At 53.1% G+C, this 18,565-nt stretch carries 16 protein-coding genes and 2 pseudogenes; 12 read left to right on the top strand and 6 right to left on the bottom strand.

Annotated elements, in window-relative coordinates; genetic code table 11:
- Positions 1–16: 16 nt before the first annotated feature.
- Together CIK78_RS15305 and CIK78_RS15300 are read right to left on the bottom strand one after the other, a co-directional pair.
- A complete protein-coding gene (locus CIK78_RS15305) occupies positions 17–1,300 on the bottom strand; it encodes a NupC/NupG family nucleoside CNT transporter (protein WP_096281687.1) in 1,284 nt (427 codons plus the stop codon).
- Between the two features lie 66 nt (positions 1,301–1,366).
- Entirely contained in the window at positions 1,367–2,227 is an 861-nt protein-coding gene (locus CIK78_RS15300) for an outer membrane protein OmpK (RefSeq protein WP_096281685.1), read from the bottom strand.
- 321 nt (positions 2,228–2,548) lie between these two features.
- Here CIK78_RS15300 and CIK78_RS15295 point away from each other — a divergent pair, with 321 nt between their 5' ends.
- The 10 genes and pseudogenes from CIK78_RS15295 to CIK78_RS15250 all read left to right on the top strand — a co-directional run.
- Positions 2,549–3,316: a DeoR/GlpR family DNA-binding transcription regulator gene (locus tag CIK78_RS15295; RefSeq protein WP_096282412.1), complete on the top strand. Its 768-nt coding sequence runs from the start codon at positions 2,549–2,551 to the stop codon at positions 3,314–3,316.
- 388 nt (positions 3,317–3,704) lie between these two features.
- Positions 3,705–4,646, top strand: coding sequence for a ubiquinol oxidase subunit II (gene cyoA / locus CIK78_RS15290; RefSeq protein ID WP_096281683.1), 942 nt, complete (start codon positions 3,705–3,707; stop codon positions 4,644–4,646).
- Positions 4,647–4,649: 3 nt separating this feature from the next.
- A complete protein-coding gene (cyoB, locus tag CIK78_RS15285; protein ID WP_096281681.1) occupies positions 4,650–6,626 on the top strand; it encodes a cytochrome o ubiquinol oxidase subunit I in 1,977 nt (658 codons plus the stop codon).
- Positions 6,626–7,237 (top strand): cytochrome o ubiquinol oxidase subunit III, encoded by a 612-nt coding sequence (gene cyoC / locus CIK78_RS15280; protein ID WP_096281679.1) that lies wholly within the window; start codon positions 6,626–6,628, stop codon positions 7,235–7,237. Before cyoB ends, cyoC begins: the two co-directional genes overlap by 1 nt.
- Before the next feature lies 1 nt (position 7,238).
- Entirely contained in the window at positions 7,239–7,562 is a 324-nt protein-coding gene (gene cyoD / locus CIK78_RS15275; RefSeq protein WP_096281677.1) for a cytochrome o ubiquinol oxidase subunit IV, read from the top strand.
- The gene (gene cyoE / locus CIK78_RS15270) at positions 7,520–8,443 is read left to right on the top strand and encodes a heme o synthase (protein ID WP_096281675.1); all 924 of its coding nucleotides are present in this window, start codon (positions 7,520–7,522) and stop codon (positions 8,441–8,443) included. The genes cyoD and cyoE overlap by 43 nt, the downstream gene beginning before the upstream one ends.
- A 297-nt stretch (positions 8,444–8,740) precedes the next feature.
- Positions 8,741–9,661, top strand: a complete 921-nt coding sequence (locus tag CIK78_RS15265; protein ID WP_096282411.1) for a DMT family transporter — start codon at positions 8,741–8,743, stop codon at positions 9,659–9,661.
- A 77-nt stretch (positions 9,662–9,738) separates the two neighbouring features.
- Positions 9,739–10,248 carry a porin family protein gene (locus tag CIK78_RS15260; RefSeq protein WP_096281673.1) on the top strand — a complete coding sequence of 170 codons (510 nt, stop codon included), beginning with the start codon at positions 9,739–9,741 and terminating at the stop codon, positions 10,246–10,248.
- Between the two features lie 213 nt (positions 10,249–10,461).
- A complete protein-coding gene (locus CIK78_RS15255) occupies positions 10,462–11,523 on the top strand; it encodes an HlyD family secretion protein (protein WP_096281671.1) in 1,062 nt (353 codons plus the stop codon).
- Positions 11,513–12,358, top strand: a pseudogene (locus tag CIK78_RS15250) (DUF2955 domain-containing protein); the annotation flags it as partial. The gene CIK78_RS15255 and the pseudogene CIK78_RS15250, both read left to right, overlap by 11 nt.
- A gap of 20 nt (positions 12,359–12,378) precedes the next feature.
- Here the strand turns inward: CIK78_RS15250 and CIK78_RS15245 are convergent.
- Positions 12,379–13,532, bottom strand: a protein-coding gene (locus CIK78_RS15245) for an IS3 family transposase (RefSeq protein WP_096277116.1) whose coding sequence is annotated in 2 segments (ribosomal slippage) — positions 12,379–13,295 and positions 13,295–13,532 — 1,155 coding nt in all. Because the reading frame shifts where the segments join, the coding sequence is not laid out codon by codon here.
- 63 nt (positions 13,533–13,595) lie between these two features.
- Between CIK78_RS15245 and CIK78_RS15240 the strand changes: the two are divergent.
- Both CIK78_RS15240 and CIK78_RS15235 read left to right on the top strand, forming a co-directional pair.
- A pseudogene (locus CIK78_RS15240) lies at positions 13,596–13,838 on the top strand (1,4-alpha-glucan branching protein); the annotation flags it as partial.
- Positions 13,839–13,965: 127 nt separating this feature from the next.
- On the top strand, positions 13,966–14,151 hold the full coding sequence (locus tag CIK78_RS15235) for a CsbD family protein (protein ID WP_096281669.1): 186 nt from the start codon (positions 13,966–13,968) through the stop codon (positions 14,149–14,151).
- 92 nt (positions 14,152–14,243) lie between these two features.
- Here the strand turns inward: CIK78_RS15235 and aztD are convergent, their stop codons facing one another.
- The 3 genes from aztD to thiC form a co-directional block, all read right to left on the bottom strand.
- A complete protein-coding gene (gene aztD, locus CIK78_RS15230; protein WP_096281667.1) occupies positions 14,244–15,458 on the bottom strand; it encodes a zinc metallochaperone AztD in 1,215 nt (404 codons plus the stop codon).
- 64 nt (positions 15,459–15,522) lie between these two features.
- Positions 15,523–16,461 (bottom strand): zinc ABC transporter substrate-binding protein, encoded by a 939-nt coding sequence (locus CIK78_RS15225; RefSeq protein WP_096281665.1) that lies wholly within the window; start codon positions 16,459–16,461, stop codon positions 15,523–15,525.
- A 169-nt stretch (positions 16,462–16,630) separates the two neighbouring features.
- Complete coding sequence (gene thiC / locus CIK78_RS15220) at positions 16,631–18,550, bottom strand: phosphomethylpyrimidine synthase ThiC (protein WP_096281663.1); 1,920 nt, start codon at positions 18,548–18,550, stop codon at positions 16,631–16,633.
- Positions 18,551–18,565: the final 15 nt, after the last annotated feature.

The raw sequence follows: 18,565 nt of genomic DNA, 5'->3' as shown, positions 1-18,565 counted from the left end.
GTCGTGCTTGCTGCTGTTAGCTTGCGGCACTACTCAGCGCAATAAAGAAGCCGGCAATAGTGGCCGACATTAAGTTGGAAAGCGTACCGGCCAAAACGGCTTTGACACCAAAGCGAGCAATTTCTTTGCGACGGGTGGGTGCAATGCTGCCCAAGCCGCCCAGCAGAATCGCAATGGAGGATAGGTTGGCAAAGCCACATAGCGCAAAGGAGAGAATCGCCATGGTGTGCGGCGTCATTAGTTGGCCCGTGGCCGCAACGACCTGTTCCCCATCAATGTACGGCGCTAAGTTGATGTAGGCGACAAACTCATTGACCACCAGCTTTTGGCCGATGAATGAACCTGCCAACGTCGCTTCTTCCCAAGGCACGCCGAGCAAAAAAGCCAGCGGCGCGAACAGCCAGCCTAAGATCATTTCTAGGCTAAGTGATTCAAAGCCAACCCAGCCGCCAATGCCACCAAGGATGCCGTTAATTAAGGCAATTAGCGCGATAAAGGCTAACAGCATAGCACCCACGTTAGCGGCCAGCATAAGGCCAGAGGTGGCGCCGGAGGCGGCGGCGTCTAACACGTTGGCAGGCTTGTCTTCCTGAGCCTCAATTTCTTCTTCCACTTTGGAGACGCTGTCGCTATCCGTTACGTCTTGCGTTTCCGGCATGATCAGCTTGGCAAACAGCAGCCCGCCCGGGGCGGCCATGAACGATGCTGCTACCAAGTACTCCATAGGAATGCCCAGCGCGGCGTAACCCGCCAGTACTGAGCCAGCCACCGAGGCTAGGCCGCCACACATCACTGCAAACAGCTGTGAAGGCGTCATGCGGGCGATAAACGGGCGTACCACAAGCGGCGCTTCCGTTTGGCCAACAAAAATATTCGCGGTGGCGGAAAGGGATTCGGTGCGTGAGGTGCCAAGCGCTTTTTGTAGCGCGCCACCCAAGATGCGGATGACCCACTGCATAATGCCGATGTAGTACAGCACGGCAATCAGTGATGAGAAGAAGATAATCACCGGCAGCACTTTAATGGCAAACACAAAGCCGACGTTATCAACGTCGGCTAAGCCACCAAACAGAAAGCCAATACCGTCGTTGGCATAGACCAATATTTGGCTAACGCCGCTCGATATAGCTTGTAGCACCGCCTGGCCGAAGGGTACATACAGTACAAAGGCACCAATGCCGGCTTGAATAGCGAACGCGCCCAATACGGTGCGCAGGCGGATAGATTTACGGTCGTAAGAAAAGATCAGAGCAATGGCCACCAGCGTGACCATGCCTACCAAGCTCATAAGGAGTGTCATAGGGGGATCCTTCAAGTACGCGAGGGTTAGGCGCGCGGGTTACAAAAGCTTACTGGTTGCAAATGCTTATAGTAAGTTGAGCTTGACGGAGTAAATCATCGCATTTTGATAATCGTTGGGAGTGCCCAACTTATTTTCTGAGTAGCGATACTGAATGCCGGTGGTGATCAAGTCACTCGGGTGCCACCAGAGGCTTAAGGCGCCGTTGGTGCCTACGCTGCCTGCGGAAGCGCCCACATAGTTCTGCTCCAGATACTCGTCATCACGGCCAAACGTTTGCTCGTGCCAGTTGGTCACGCTGAAGTTCTGATTGAGTGCAGTGAAATCATAACCCGCCACCCAGCCTGCCATGTAGCCGTTCATGCCGGTGTAACCATCGCTTTGCACGCGAGCAGCGCCAATAAACGGTTTAAACCATAGGCCGTTATCAAACGTAGTGAGGTAGCCTAAGCCCAGCACCTGGTCCTGCTCACGGCTTTCAAAACCATAGTCGCGAAAGTCGTAAAGGTGGGCGTAAATTGACAGCGGGCTGTCGCCTAAATAAATGTGCGACGTGAGCTTGCCCGCAGTGCGAAAGTTGTCTTTACCACCGCTGGACTCATCAAACTGGTCGTTGGTAGGGTTCTCGAAATCAAAAAAACCGTAAAATTCGCCCCAGCTAAAGCCAGCGCCGCCTTCGATTTCGAGAAACATAAAGTCGCTTTTTGCCGCGTTAGAGGCCGTGCGGGCTTCGGTGCCGTTCGACCAGTCCAAGTAGTTAACGGAGACGTTAGCAAAGGACCAGAGCGGATTAAGAGAGTTAGGCTGAGCGGGGGCTGCCAGTAGCGGCGTGGCAAAGGTGGCTCCTAATATTCCAGCTACGCCAGCGCCCAGCGGAATCAGAGGCAAGGTGCGAGAGGGTGTACAAGAGCGTGTACGAGTAGTCATGAAAGCCTCAACAAAAGTTAGTGCGGAGCCAAAGAGGGTGGCTATCCGAGGTTAGAATCGTGCGGGCTGGCGTTAATGTTAAAATTATAACATTTAGTGTTATTTTTATAACGCGGATTTGCAAGCGTTCTACTACCTGCTTTTGGTATTTCTTTTGCTTAGGGCGTCGGAGCATAAAAAGTCGTCGTGTCCGTGAAAATAAGTCAGTGGCAATGACGCCGACGTTCGCTCAACATAGAATCAAAAGCCGTCAGTGAAGAATGAGTGCGATAAGGATGTCGCAGTCATCATAAGAAGAGGGGTCGTAAGAGGATGCCCACTATTAATGGCCGTAGCGCGTTGCGCATTAGCAGGCTTCAGGAAGCGCTTGCCTGTGGCGGCACCCTGCATTTGCGCGATGCCGCAGAGCTGTGCAGTGTCTCGGAAATGACTATTCGCCGCGATCTCACTACCCAGCCCTCTGCTATTAGTTTGCTGGGTGGGCGCCTCTTTATGGCGAACTACGCTAGCGCAATCCCTAAATATGATTTAACCGAGCAGCAGGATAGCCATTACCAAGCCAAATATCGGCTTTGCCAGCACGCGCTTACGTTTATCGAGGAGGGCGACACGCTGTTCATTGACTGCGGCTCGACGCTTATCCCGCTATTAAGTCAGTTAAGCCATTTTCAAGAACTGACGGTGGTGACCTATGCGCTCAATGTGGCCAATGCGGTCGCTGCATTGCCCAACGTGCGCTTAGTGCTATTGGGTGGGCTATTCTATGCAGTTTCCCAGTCGTTTGGCAGCGATACGATGGCCGCGGCTATTGAGCGTTTGGGTATTAACAAAGCGCTCATTTCGGCAGCGGGAGTGGACCTTGCGCGCGGAGTGAGCTGCTTCCACTTTCATGAGGTGGCGCCCAAACAGGCGGCCATTTCGACGGCGATGCAGCGCTTATTAGTGGTGGATGCCAGCAAGTTTGGCGTGATTCGGCCGGCCTACTTCGCCTCGCTGGAAGATTTTGATGTAATCGTTACCGATGAGAAGGGCGCGCCGCAGTTACTAACCAATCCCGGCGGTGATGTGCCCACTGTTAGCATCGCATAAGCGCTTTGGCAATAGCATCAAACAGCAACTACTTGGGGTGCGTCAAAGCGCCACTTCTTGCATGACCCAGACCAGTAGAGAATGCTACAATCTTGATCGTTTGACGAAAGAGACCCGCCGCCATTCCCATTCGACGGCGCATATTTTTCCCGGAGCAATGCTACCGATGCCGCCTGCTACGCGCCTTAGTTGCAAACGTAGCGGTTAAAGCAGCAGTTAACGTACTAATTAGCGCGGATTGACATAGCGCTGATTGACATCGTACGGCCTTTTTAAATCGCAGCGGTAGGGCGTTTTTTGAGGATAATGCTTTGGGAAAAGTATGGGGTGATAGTTAGCCTACTTTGTAGTTGGCTAGTGTTTATTGAACCTCTGATGAGATCACACCATGCAACGACACTCACTGTGGCGTAGGCGAGGCACTTTGGTGCTACTTGCGCTGTGCCTTTTTCTAGCAGGCTGTAGCTCGGCGCTGTTAGACCCAAAAGGCCAAGTTGGCGCTGAGCAGCGCACGCTGATCCTCACATCGTTTGGTCTGATGTTGATTGTGGTCATTCCAGTTATTGCAATGACGATGCTGTTCGGTTGGCGTTATCGGCGCAGTAATAGCGTCGCGAAATATACGCCTGACTGGGCGCACTCCAATTTGATTGAGGCGGTAATTTGGATCGTGCCCTGCGCGATTATCGTTGTGCTTGCCCTATTAACCTGGAAAACGTCTCACAGTCTTGATCCTCATAAGCCGCTGGAAAGCGACGTTGAGCCCATGGAAATTCAGGCCATAGCGCTGGATTGGAAATGGCTGTTCGTCTATCCAGAACAGGGCATCGCCAGCGTTAATGAATTGGCTTTCCCGGTCGATACGCCCGTGCGTTTTCGGGTGAGCTCTGGGACAGTGATGAACGCGTTTTTCATTCCCCGCCTAGGCAGCCAGATCTACGCCATGGCCGGTATGGATAACGATGTCCACTTGATCGCCAATGAAGTCGGTGTTTATCCAGGTCGTTCGACCAACTACAGCGGTGCTGGATTTTCGGGCATGACCTTCGACGCGCACGTGACGTCAAACGAAGATTTCGATGCCTGGGTTGCTGAAGTCGCGCAATCACCCAATACGCTGAGTTATCCAGAAGGCTACGAAGCGTTAGCGGAGCAGTCTGAGTTTAATCCCGTCGAGTACTTCTCAAGCGTTACGCCAGAGTTTTACGAGCGTCTGGTGTCGAGCTTTCATTCAGGTACCGACCCAAACCCATCACATGATGAAAATCGTGCGCCAGCCATCGATAGCCACGAAGCTCGTCAATCTTTGAGCAACGAGGCGGGAGAGTAAACCGTGTTCGGTAAACTAACCTTAGAAGCAATTCCGTATCACGAACCCATTTTGTTGATATCGGGAATTATCGCGATTTTAGGTGGCGCAGCGCTATTGGGCGCGCTGACCTATTTCCGTAAATGGGGCTGGCTATGGCACGAATGGTTCACCTCCATCGACCATAAAAAGCTAGGTATCATGTACTTCATCGTGGCGCTGATCATGCTGCTGCGTGGCTTTGCCGACGCGATCATGATGCGTACACAGCTCGCCATTGCGGCCGGCGGGTCGTCGGGCATTCTGCCGCCTGATCACTACGACCAGATCTTTACCGCGCATGGCGTCATCATGATCTTCTTCGTCGCGATGCCGATGGTGATTGGTCTGATGAACCTGGTGGTGCCGCTGCAAATTGGTGCGCGCGACGTAGCGTTCCCATTCCTGAACAACCTGAGTTTCTGGCTTTTTGCCGTGTCGGCGCTGCTGGTTAACATCTCACTGTTCGTCGGTGAGTTTGCCACAACGGGGTGGTTAGCTTACGCGCCGTTATCGGGGATAGAGTTTAGCCCCGGGGTCGGGGTAGATTATTGGATATGGGCGTTGCAGATATCCGGGGTGGGTACGACGCTCACCGGTATCAACTTCTTCGTCACTATTATTAAAATGCGCACTAAAGGCATGACCATGTTCCGCCTGCCGATCTTTACTTGGACATCGCTGTGCGCCAACGTATTGATCATTGCCTCTTTCCCGATCCTAACGGCAACGATTGCGATGCTGACGTTGGATCGCTATCTGGGCATGCACTTCTTTACCAATGATTTTGGCGGCAACATGATGATGTACGTCAACCTCATTTGGGCATGGGGCCACCCAGAAGTTTACATCTTGATTCTGCCTGCCTTTGGCGTGTTCTCTGAAGTTATAGCCACCTTCGCCCGTAAACGGTTGTTTGGCTACATGACGATGGTATGGGCAACGATCGCCATTACCTTGCTATCGTTCATTGTCTGGCTGCACCACTTCTTCACCATGGGGGCGGGTGCGAACGTCAATGCTTTCTTCGGCATAATGACGATGATTATCGCCATCCCCACCGGTGTGAAAGTGTTCAACTGGCTGTTTACTATGTTCCGTGGCAGCCTGGAGCTTACTTCACCGGTACTTTGGACGCTGGGCTTTATTATTACCTTCACCATCGGTGGTATGACCGGTGTGATGCTGGCGGTACCTGCGGCCAACTTCGTACTGCATAACAGCCTGTTCGTTATTGCTCACTTCCACAACGTTATCGTTGGTGGTGTGGTGTTCGGTATGATGGCGGGTCTGACCTATTGGTTCCCGAAAGCGTTCGGCTTCACGCTGGACGAGAAGTGGGGCAAACGCTCTTTTTGGTGCTGGTTTGTCGGCTTCTATGTTGCCTTTATGCCGCTTTACGTACTGAGCTTCTTCGGTGCTGTACGCCGGATGAACTCATACCCGAATGCCGAATGGCAGCCGTGGATGATTCTTGCATGGGTGGGTGCGGTTATCATTGCACTAGGCATTCTATGCACCATTATCCAGTTCGTTGTCAGTATTCGTGACCGTAAGAAGAACGCTGATGTTACTGGTGATCCGTGGCATGGCCGTACGCTTGAGTGGTCTACTTCATCACCTGCGCCGTTTTATAACTTTGCACGGTTACCTGAAGTCGGCGATATCGATAGCTTCTGGTCGCAAAAGCAGCGTAGCAACGAGCAGCTAGAGGAAGCGCCTTACACCGATATTCATATGCCGAAAAACACGGCCGCTGGCCCGATTATCAGTTTGTTTGCGATGATCTTCGGTTTTGCGATGGTATGGCATATCTGGTGGCTGGCAGGGTTTGGTGCCATCGGCATGTTGGTTAGCTTCTTGATGCGGGTATTCAACGACGATATCGATTACTACGTACCGGCAGCAGAGGTCGAGCGGATCGAGCGTGCCCATCAACAACGTGTGGAGGCCCAAGCGTAATGGCTACTGAAACACAACATCTCGATGCCCATGCTGAAGAGCATGAGCACCACGATGCCGCTGGTACCAAAGTGTTTGGTTTCTGGGTTTACCTAATGAGCGATCTAGTGATCTTCGGGTCACTGTTCGCAGCGTACGCCGTACTAATGAAGGGCACGGCGGGTGGACCAACCGGCGCAGACATTTTTGAGCTGCCTTTGATTCTTGGCGGTACGTTTGCGCTGTTGATCAGTAGTTTCACCTTCGGCATGGGCGTGTTGGCAATGAATGCCAACCGCGTTGGCCAGGTGAAAATGTGGCTGGTCATCACCTTTATCCTAGGCCTTGGCTTTTTGGGTATGGAGCTTTACGAATTCCATCACCTAATCAACGAAGGCTATGGGCCGGATCGTAGTGGCTTTCTTTCTGCCTTCTTCACGCTAGTCGGTACGCACGGGTTACACGTTACGTTCGGTATGATCTGGATTTTGGTCATGCTGGTTCAGCTGTCGACCAAAGGGCTGACTGACAAAACGCGTCCGCGTATCCTGTGTTTGAGCCTGTTCTGGCACTTCCTGGATATCGTTTGGATCTGTGTATTTTCCTTCGTCTACTTGATGGGAGTGCTGTGATATGAGCTCTTCTAGCCATTCGTCTGATCACGGCTCCGTAAAGTCCTATGTTACGGGTCTTGTACTGTCGTTAGTGCTGACTGTTATCCCTTTTGGCGCCATTATGCTGGGATCTTTCAGCATGCCAATGAACGTCGGTATTATCGTGGTGACTGCCGTTCTGCAAGTATTGGTACAGCTTGTTATGTTCATGCATTTGAACTTCAAGTCTGAGGACGGCTGGAACATGCTGTCCTTCGTCTTCACAATATCGATACTTGTCCTAGTGATAGGAGGCTCGTTGTGGATCATGCAGCATCTGCATCTCAACATGATGATCGGCTGATCACAACGCCTAGCCGCTGGAGCGATCTGCTCGAGCTGACCAAGCCGGGCATTATTGGCGGCAACTTGATTGCCACCCTAGGCGGCTATTTTCTAGCCGTAGAGGGGCAGTTTGAGTGGCTTAGCCTTATCTCAGTCATGGTGGGGATTGCATTAATCATTGCTTCAGGCTGTGCGTGTAACAACGTCATTGACCGCGATATTGATGCATTGATGGCGCGCACGCGCCATCGCCCCCTGGTGAGAGGAAGCATTTCAATTACCCAGGCATTGGGCGTTTCGGCGTTGCTAGGCGTGTTGGGTGTGGTATGTCTGGCGCTGGGTACCAACGGATTAACCGTTGCTTTAGCGGTGATTGGCTGGGGTGTGTATGTAGGGCTTTATAGTCTCTATATGAAGCGTCGCTCGGAATACGGCACCTTAGTTGGTAGCCTTTCCGGAGCCATGCCGCCGGTCGTAGGTTACTGTGCGGTCACGGGGCAGTTCGACAGCGGTGCGATGATGCTGCTGGTGATCTTCTGCCTTTGGCAGATGCCGCACTCCTATGCGATTGCGATTTTTCGCTATGCTGACTACCGTCGTGCATCTATTCCGGTATTGCCGGTAGTACGCGGTATCAAAATGGCGAAACACCATATCCTCGGCTACATCGTGGCCTTTATTCCTGCTTCGCTGGCATTAGGTTTAGCCAGCCAGGCAGGCGCTGGATATTTGTGTGTGGCACTCACCATGGGCGGGTACTGGCTTTACTTGGCGTTGCGTGGCTATCGTTTAGACGACGACGTGCGCTGGGCCAAACGTGTCTTTGGTGTTTCTATTCTGACCATTACGGCAATGAGCATTGTAATGGTACTAGAAGCGATGGTGCCCATGCTGGTGTAGCTAAGTTCAGCGCTAAGCCACTTGCCGTCACTAGCGCCCCGAGTAGATATCTGCTCGGGGCGTTTTATTGATATCTGCTGCTCAATCTCGCTTCTGTGCCCTCCAAATGGTTAATTTGGGGATTAAGTCGCGCACTAATATAGACTTTAGTTTAATGTGCTGCGGTGCGGAAAATAGCCGCTAGATTTCGTTAGCCTTGGCTATAAAAGCTAGGCATGCTGAACCTAGATGCTCGTTTCTCGCTATTTTTCTTCTTACATCGCCACTATCATCGCCACTATGAGCCGTTTTGTTCTTATGCCTGCGTCCCCTTTACCCAATCTGTTGCCGCGTCGTTTAGCCATTCTGCTGATGGTGACAGTGGCGACAATGTTTGCCGCTAATCATGTCTCTGCACGGCTGGCATTTGATAATGGTGCTGGGCTATTGCTCGCGGTATTAACGCGTTCGGGTGTGGCGTGCCTCATCCTGCTGGCGCTGGTGATTGTGCAGAAAAAGCGCCTGTGGCTGCCCGCGGGTAGTTGGCCGTGGCAGTTAACCGTAGGGCTGCTAATTGCGATTCAGAGCGTTAGCCTATACTCGGCGGTAGCAAGGCTGCCCGTGGTAATTGCACTGTTGCTGGTCAATACATTTCCCATTCAACTGGCGCTGCTGAGCTGGGCATTTGGCGGCCCGCGACCAACGCTGCGTAGCTGCCTCATTATGGGCACTATCTTAATTGGGCTGCTGGTGGTGCTGGATATTCCTGCTTGGTTAGCTAATACCGATGACATGGGGCCAGGCTGGGTCGCAGGGATTTGTTTTGGCCTCGTGGCCGCATTTGTGTTTGCCTGTGCGCTGTGGGTTACCGAGCACCGTTTAGCCGGCGTAGGTAGTACGCTGCGCAGCCTGCTGACCATGCAGACGGTTTTTACCGCGATGGTCATTGGCGGTATCGCGGGTGTCGTTCCGGGAGGCATGAGCCTGCCTGAAAATAGCGCGGGTTGGTTAGGGCTTGCGCTACTTGCTCTGCTGTACGGGTCGGCATTTTCAGTTCTATTTATTTTTGTACCTCGGCTTGATATGGCGCGTAATGCGCCGGTAATGAACATCGAACCAGTAGCGTCGCTGGTGCTCGGTTATTTTGTTTTAGATCAAATGCTTAGCCCTGGTCAGCTAGTCGGTGGTGCGGTCGTTGTCGGGGGGATTGTGGTGCTTAGCTTATCCAAGGGACGGTAAATATTTGCGTTATTGATAGGAATGGACCACAATGCAGTGGAGTAAGGAAACGCTGTTTTTTAACTGAGGTACAACCTATGAAGATGTCCGTATTATCACTAGCATCCGCGGCACTCCTGGTTGGCGCAGGTACGTTCGCAGCATCTGCTCAAGCACAGCAATCCTTCAACTATCCACAAGGATACGTAGGTGGTGATGCGATGTTCTGGAGTCTTGATCCAGACAATGGCTCTTCGCGTGATTCCGTGGGCCTACGCCTTCGCGGCGGCGCGCAGTTTAACGATTACTTCGCACTAGAAGGGCACTTAGGTACGGGCGGCTCCGACGGTGGCGCTGAGCTGGATTATTTAGCGGGTGCCTATGCCAAAGGTATTTTCCCCGTCTCGCCTGACGTTCGCATTTACGGCTTAGCGGGCGTGACAGACGTAGACTTTAATAGTGATCGTGAAAGTGGCTTCTCGTATGGCGGCGGCGCAGAATTTGACGTCGCACCGAATTTAGCCGTCGGCGCTGACTATATGCGCTACCTCGATAAGTCTGCTTACACGTTCGATGCAGCCAGCGTAGGTCTGCGCTATCGTTTTTAATCGTTAGTGATCTGCGTTAATCGTCAAGCCCATGGCCTTTATGCCATGGGTTTTTTGGTTTTTACAGCCCGCCATTATCAAAGCATATGTGCTCACTGGGTTAGTTATATTGTTAGCTAGCTAATTAGTTGTTAGACTAAAGTATCTTATACAATGCGCGCCCCTCGGCGGCGCTGGCCAGGGCTACCCTGGCGGCTAACAAGTGAGCCCTGCATGACCCCCGATCAAACGTTTGCCCGCTGGGTGAAGGTCGCTATTGTCGCCTTCATAGTGTTATTTATTTATTTTTTAGTGGCCGACAGCTTTATGCCAATGACGCCGGAAGCGCGGGTAATGCGGCCGGTTACTCGCATTGCGCCTGAGCTTAGTGGCCCGGTAGACGCACTCTTAGTGCGCGATCATCAGCGTGTTGCAAAGGGCGATGTGCTGTTTCAGATAGAGGCAGCGCCCTTTGCGTTAGCGGTCGATCAGGCGCGTCTTAATCGTGAGCAGGCCGAGCGGGAGAATGCCCGCTTAGAGGCAGACTTAGCCTCCGCACAGGCAGATTTGGCCTCGGCAGAGGCAACGGCCAGTGAAAGTCAGAGTGAGCGTCGGCGTGCTGAAACGCTGCTATCTCGCCAAAGCGTATCGCGTCAGCAGTACGATCAGCAGGTGGCCGCTGAACGAACGGCGCAAGCTAGCGTCGCCGCCGCCAGGGCGAAAATCGTCAGTCTTGAAGTGCAGCTAGGCGATTCAGGTAATGCGAATCTGCGCGTTCGTCAGGCAGAAAACGCGCTATCACAGGCTCAGCTGGACCTTGCTCATACGCAGGTGCGCGCCGCCCAGTCAGGCAATGTGACTAACCTGCAGCTAGGCGTTGGCGACTATGTTCAAGCCGGCCAGCCGGCCGTCGCAGTGGTGGCTGAAGAAGTAGATATCATTGCCGATTTTCGTGAAAAAAGTTTGCGTCATGTTGTGCTGGGCGACCCGGCGAAAGTCATTTTCGATGCATGGCCGGGCCAAGTATTTGACGCGAGGGTCATTGCCGTGGATGCCGGTGTACGTGAAGGGCAGCTAGCGGCCGATGGTCAATTAGCCGATATTCCCACATCCGACCGCTGGATTCGCGATGCCCAGCGTATGCGTGTGCACATTGCTCTCCAGCAGCCGGTTATAAACGCGCTACCGAGCGGCGCGCGCGCTACCGTGCAGCTCCAGCCGAGCGACTTTGTACTGGCAAAACCCTTTGGCTGGCTGCAGGCGCACCTGATTAGTTTGCTGCACTATGTATATTAAGCCGCTTAGCCGGTGGTGGGCTAAGCGCGATGGTTCTAATGTGCAGCGTGCCTCTCGCCCTGGGCTAACCCAAAATGGTCTGCGCCAGTGCTTGCGGGTGGCGGGCGGCGGTACGCTGGGGTTTGTGGTCAGTCAGCTAATGGGCTGGAACTACGGGGTATTTTTTACCGTTTTCCCGATGTTCTTGCTGGGCATGGTGCCTATTCTCAATGGCAGTATTATTCGCCAGTTTTTAACCAATGTTTCCCTCAACGTGCTGGAAGTTAGCCTAGTGGTTGGGCTGCTCAAACATATGCCGGTGGTAATGACGCTGGTGGTGCTGGGCATATTTTTATTTAGATTTAACTTGATGGCGAAGGGGCCGCTGTTTTTATTCGGCGCCAATGGTGTGCTCACACTCAGTATCCTGCTCCATTTTGCCAGCTACCCCGGCACCGACTTAAGCGATTTATTGGCCTGTAATTTAGCCGCGAGCGGCCTAGCGGTATTTATTGCCATGCTGATGCATACCCTGTTTCCTGACGTCGAGGCTCGCAAACCTCCGCCGAAAGGCGTTAAGTCACCGGCGCAAATTCGCCATGAAACGTTGATTGGGGGAATAACCGCGACGCTTTCTTTTGTTGTGTTTCAAGCCTTTGACTTAAAAGACTCGCTTTCGGCGCAGATGGCGACCATTTTGATTTTGTTTGCCTTGGGATACTCCGGCGCACGCCTTTCTGCCGCGAAGCGGGCGGTAGGCACGTTGCTGGGGTGCAATTTAGCGCTTCTAATGCAGCTGCTGCTGTATACCCAAAGCCATCATTTCCTGCTGGTGGTGATTATTTATTGGCTGGGATTTGAATCGCCCCGGATATTCTAGACACCCGTTAGGCTCTTGAAGTAACGCCTTTCATACTCAACCGGTGACAAGTTATCACTTGTGCCGTGTCGGCGCTTTGGGTTGTAAAACATTTCAATGTAATTGAACACGTCACATCTAGCCGCTTCGCGTGTTGAATAAATCTGTCGCTTGATTCGCTCTCGCTTGAGAAGTTGAAAGAAGCTTTCAGCAACGGCGTTGTCATGACAGTTACCACGTCGGCTCATGCTGCCTACCAAGTGATTCGCTTTCAGAAAGCTTTGCCAGTCTCCACTGCTAAACTGGCTTCCTTGATCCGAATGCACCATCACCGTTCCTTGTGGCTTGCGTCGCCAGACTGCTGATAACAAAGCATCCAGTACCAACTCCGTGGTCATGCGAGACTTCATCGACCAGCCAACCACTTGACGAGAAAACAGGTCGATAACTACCGCTAAGTAAAGCCAGCCTTCGTAAGTGCGGATGTACGTGATGTCCGTCACCCAAGCAATATTTGGCGCTGTTACTTCAAACTGACGGGCTAAATGGTTAGGGGATACAACAGCCGCTTTTCCACCGCCATAGCCGCCAGGGCGTCGTCGATAGCCCGTCTGAGAGCGTAAACCTTCCCTACTCATAAGACGCGCCACACGGTGCTTCCCGCAAGTTTCGCCAGCTTCACGCAAGTCCTGGTAGACCTTGCGATAGCCATATACACCGCCACTTTCAAGCCAGGAGTGCTTGATCAATCCCAGTAGGCGCTCATCTTCCCGAGCTCGATTAGAGAGCGCTTTTTTACACCATGCGTAGTAACCGCTGGGATGCACGGCCATCATCTGACACAAGCGACGTACCGCGTATTGGCTCGCATAATTTTGAATAAACGCGTACCTCAGTCGGACTCCCTGGCGAAGTACGCGGTGGCCTTTTTTAATATGTCTCGCTCTTCTGATACGCGTTTGAGTTCGGCCTTCAAACGACGGTTTTCAGCTTGGAGATCATCATCTTCTTGCCGTTGTTCTACCGGCTTATCGTAGCGCTTGATCCAGTTGTACAAGCTGTGCCCTGACACGCCTAGCCGCTCAGCGACCTCGGCCACGCGATGGCCGCGCTCTACCACCTGTTTGACGGCTTCGATTTTGAATTCTTCAGTGTAGCGGGGATGGCTCATGGTTCCTCCTAAATACCTTTAGTATAAGGCCTGGAGGTGTCTACGAAACCTGGGGCGATTCAATTAATGCTTTTTGGGCGTGAACATATTCACGAAGGGGGCGGCTCAGGGATTGGTTTTGGTGGGCTAACGACCTTGGGTATCCTCTTTGGGCAGTCACTTGGGCCTAATCAAGACCTTGTTTATAGTGCGCTTTATCGGTTTTCTTCCATGAGCGTGGCGCTGGTGTCAACGCTGCTTGTGATGTCATGTTTGCACTATTTATTGAATTACTGGGAGCCCACGCGCTTGCCCGAAGTAAAATGATCATAAATAAATTAGCGCAACTTTTTTAATAAAGACTACTCTGATGATATGTCGATGTGTGATTCGCAGTGCAATTCACACTTTCACATACGGCGTTTTCCCTACTAACGGATTAGAGGTGCTCGTCATGTCAACAGGTAAAGAAGATAAAGCGAAAGGTACTGCCAACAAGGCTGCTGGTAAAGTGAAAGAAGCAGCGGGTAAAGTAACCGGCAGCGAAAAGACTGAAGCTAAAGGCAAAGTCCAGCAAGCGAAGGGTGAACTGCAAAAAGGCAAAGGTGAAGCCAAGGAAGCGCTGAAGAAAAAGCACTAATTCTTATGCTGATAGTCATTACTGTCTAATAGTAATGATCGATTACAACAGGGGGCCTCCGGCCCCCTGTTTGCGTTCACGGTGGCATCACATCAATCGTGATGTGAAACGCCGCTTCCGCCTACCGCCACAATATTGAACGGTTTCCCTTCTAGCGGCATGTCATCCACTTGTTCAAAGCTATTAGCATCGACGAAATGCAGTGTTTCCGCTGCAGGGTCGGTCACCACAATGTTGTCTCCAGCGACGGCAATGCGTGGCCGCGGGTCGTTCCAATGGCCGTCCATGGAGTAGGGGTCTGTTAAGCGCAGCGATTGCGTCAGCTCTCCACTGAGCACATCTACCTTATGCAGCTGGCCATCTTCGGTAAATACATAGGCGAACCGCGGACGAATAGGGTCAGTGGCAAAGTGGACGCGGCGAGTAGGCAGCTGCACTAGCTGAAAGCCTTCTTCCCCTTGAGAGGGGTCGATAATCACAAGACGGTCAGCGCCAAAGTTGCCGATGAAGTATTGCAGCCCTTTACCGCCGAGTAGCGTTGAAGCACTGCCTTCTGGCAGCGAAGCAGGGTAGGTCAGGTGCTCGATCTCAGGCGTGCCGTCTTGAGTTGAAATAATCAGCAGGCCTGTTTGGCACGCCAAGGCATAAAGGCTGCCCGAGCCCGCCGAACCATGCAGCCCTGGGCAAGCGACGTCTTCTCCAACATGATTACCTTCAAAGTCTACTACCCGGGCACCAATGGGGCGTTGGGAAGCATCGTCAGGGTTAGCAATCGATACAACGGCGTGATGTTGATAGGGCACTGCAACGCCGTGATGGGCAGCTTCAATGTTAGCTGTACGAATCTCTGGCTTACCCTCAAGCACACTGTTTTCGGTAAAGAAACGCGCCTCATCTTCGCCGTCAAACCATTGGGCGATATAGCCCTGCTGTTCAACAAAATGGGCCGGACGCTCACCCGCTAGCTCCATATCCAGGCGCTCGGGCGCATCGACATCAATATCGGCATGGTCGCCGTGGTCATGAAACGCGATCCCGGTATTGATCGCCGAGACGCGGCCTTCCGAGCCTTGAACGGCAAATACCGTTTGGCCGCTGCTGGTACGATGCAGCGCCGCCGGCCCGCTGAGCTCATAAGTGTCGATTAGCGCTTTGTCAGTGGCATCAATAACACTAACCGTTGGGGACGCTTGGTCAGCGACGAAAAGCCGCCACTCGGTGACACCCTCATCGTGGGCATAAGCGCTGGTGCTGCCAATAGCGACCGCTAACGCCGCGATTGAGCGGGCCAAAATACGTTTCTTCATAAACATCTCCTGAAAACAGAACGTTCGTAGTGCCTTGCTGGGTATAAGTCACAGTAAGAAAGAATTAAGGCGGCGTAAGCGCCGACATTAGCGTGGCAACGTTGTAGCGCATCATGGCTTCATACGTTGACGCGGGCCCCGCTGCGTTGGAAAGCGCATCCGAGTAAAGGGTGCCGCCCATGGGTAGGCCCGCTTCAGTGGCAATCTGCTCGACCAAGCGTGGGTTGGAAATGTTCTCGGCAAACACCGCCGAGACCTGCTGTGATTGAAGTTCATCGATTAGGCCCGCAACATTCGCAGCGCTGGCTTCAGATTCCGTTGACATGCCTTGAGGGGCGAAAAAGGTGAGGCCGTAGGCGTTTTCGAAGTAGCGAAAGGCATGATGAGCGACTACCGCTGTGCGCCGCGACTCGGGAAGGGTGCTTAGCTGCTCGCGGATATCGTCATCGAGTGCTGTTAGTGTGGTCGAGTAGCGCTGTTGATTGGCTTCATACGCACGGCAGCCAGCCGGATCTGCTGCGCAGAACGCCTGGGCGATATTGCTGACATACACCTGCGCGTTGCTAACCGATTGCCAGGCGTGAGGGTCTTCCGGTGCCGCGTGGAACACAGCCTTATCGCCAATAAAATGGTAGTGGCCACCCTGGGGGTCTTGAAGAATCTCAGCGTTATCCGTCAGCGTGACTATCTCGGCATCGCTGCCGCTGGCCTCAATTAGGCGTGCCAAGAACCCCTCGAACATCAGGCCATTGATCAGCACGATATCTGCCTGTGCCACGGCCTTTACGTCGGCCGGCGTTGGCTCGTACATATGCGCATCTGAATCTGGCCCGACAATACTCGTAAGGGCGATCCGGTCACCGCCTATTTGCTGAGCAAAATCGTTAATAATGGAAAACGAAGCCACCACCTTTAGTGCGGGCTCGCTGGCCCCAGCAGTGCCTGCGCTGAATGCAACCATGCTTACCAGCAGTGGTGTAACTACGGCTCTTAACAATCCCATGACGCTTATCTCGTAAAACGGCTTTATTTAAATATGTTATATCATAACAATATAGAGATTGGGAAGATTGATCTGTTTATAACGTCAGTTTGTATTTCAGCAATGAGTGGGTAATAAAAAGCCCTCGCTTGCATCGCGAGGGCTAACAAACACCCAGCGCAGGGTGTGCTTAAACCTCTTGATACAGCGCGCTGCCTTTCTGTCGAAACTTCTCCGCCTGCTCTTCCATGCCTTTCATGATGGCTTCCTGGTCGCCGTTAAGGCCGTGCTCTTCAGCATATTCGCGCACTTCATGGCTGATTTTCATAGAGCAAAATTTCGGCCCGCACATGGAGCAGAAGTGAGCCACCTTAGCGGAATCTTTGGGTAGGGTTTCATCGTGGTATTCGCGGGCGGTATCCGGGTCGAGCCCCAGGTTGAACTGGTCTTCCCAGCGAAATTCAAAGCGGGCCTTGGAAAGCGCGTTATCACGCCGCTGCGCCGCCGGGTGGCCCTTGGCTAAATCCGCTGCGTGGGCGGCAATTTTGTAGGTAATGATGCCGGTTTTCACATCGTCTTTATTAGGCAGGCCCAGGTGCTCTTTGGGCGTGACGTAGCAAAGCATCGCGCAGCCAAACCAGCCAATCATCGCCGCCCCAATACCCGAGGTAATATGATCGTAGCCAGGGGCGATATCGGTCACTAGCGGGCCAAGCGTGTAGAAGGGCGCTTCGTCGCAGTACTCTAGCTGTTTATCCATGTTCTCTTTCACAAGATGCATGGGCACGTGGCCGGGGCCTTCAATCATCACCTGCACATCGTGCTTCCAGGCGATATGGGTCAGCTCGCCCAGGGTTTTAAGCTCGGCCATTTGCGCTTCGTCGTTGGCATCCGCGATTGAGCCGGGGCGCAGGCCGTCACCGAGTGAGAACGCCACATCGTACTGCTTACAAATCTCGCAGATTTCCTCGAAGTGGGTGTACAGAAAGCTTTCCTGGTGATGGAACAGGCACCACTTGGCCATAATCGAGCCGCCGCGGCTGACAATGCCGGTGACCCGCTTGGCGGTCAGCGGCACATAGCGCAGCAGCACGCCCGCGTGAATGGTGAAGTAGTCCACCCCCTGTTCAGCCTGCTCAATCAGCGTATCGCGGAAGACTTCCCAGGTGAGGTCTTCGGCAACGCCTTTGACCTTTTCCAGCGCCTGATAGATAGGCACCGTGCCAATGGGCACCGGCGAGTTACGAATGATCCATTCGCGGGTTTCGTGAATATTCTGGCCGGTGGAAAGATCCATAATGGTGTCCGCACCCCAGCGGATACCCCAGGTCATCTTGTCCACTTCTTCCTCAATCGAAGACGTTACCGCCGAGTTACCCAGGTTGCCGTTAATCTTGACCAGAAAGTTACGGCCAATAATCATCGGTTCAGATTCTGGGTGGTTGATATTATTAGGAATAATAGCCCGCCCACGGGCGACCTCATCGCGTACAAACTCAGGCGTAATCTGATCCGGCAGGCTGGCGCCAAAGCTCTGACCTCGGTGCTGGTGGCCCAGAATACGCTCCACTTCTGTGGTTCCCAGCGCTTGGCGTCGCTGATTTTCTCGCAGGGCAATGAACTCCATTTCCGGGGTGACAATGCCCAGGCGGGCGTAGTAAAGCTGGGTGACGTTCTTACCCGCTTTAGCGCGGCGCGGCGTGCGGGTTAAATCAAAGCGCAGTTGGGCAAGGGTGGGGTCGTTGGCGCGTCGCTTGCCGTAATCAGAGGTATGACCTGACAGGAACTCGGTGTCGTTACGCTCTTCAATCCAGGCGCGGCGAAGGGCGGGCAAACCTTTGCGCAAATCGTTACTGGCAGCAGGGTCGGTGTAAGGGCCGGAAGTGTCGTACACCAGCAGCGGCGGGTTCTCTTCATCAATGCCGCTGGTTTTAGTCGGCGAGAGAGAAATTTCCCGAAACGGCACGCGGATATCTGCACGCGAGCCTTCAATATACACCTTGCGCGAGCCGGGCAGCGGCGCAATGGCTGCGGCATCGACCTGGGCGGTTTCGGCTAAAAAGTGGCTGGTTTTACTGGTGGCGGACTCAGTCGTTAAGGTATTAGTCATTGCGGTCTCTTCGAT

Origin of the sequence: Halomonas sp. JB37 (assembly GCF_002332255.1) — a bacterium.
In the GTDB taxonomy this organism is placed as follows: Bacteria; Pseudomonadota; Gammaproteobacteria; order Pseudomonadales; family Halomonadaceae; genus Vreelandella; species Vreelandella casei.
This window is presented reverse-complemented; position numbering and strand designations above follow the sequence as displayed.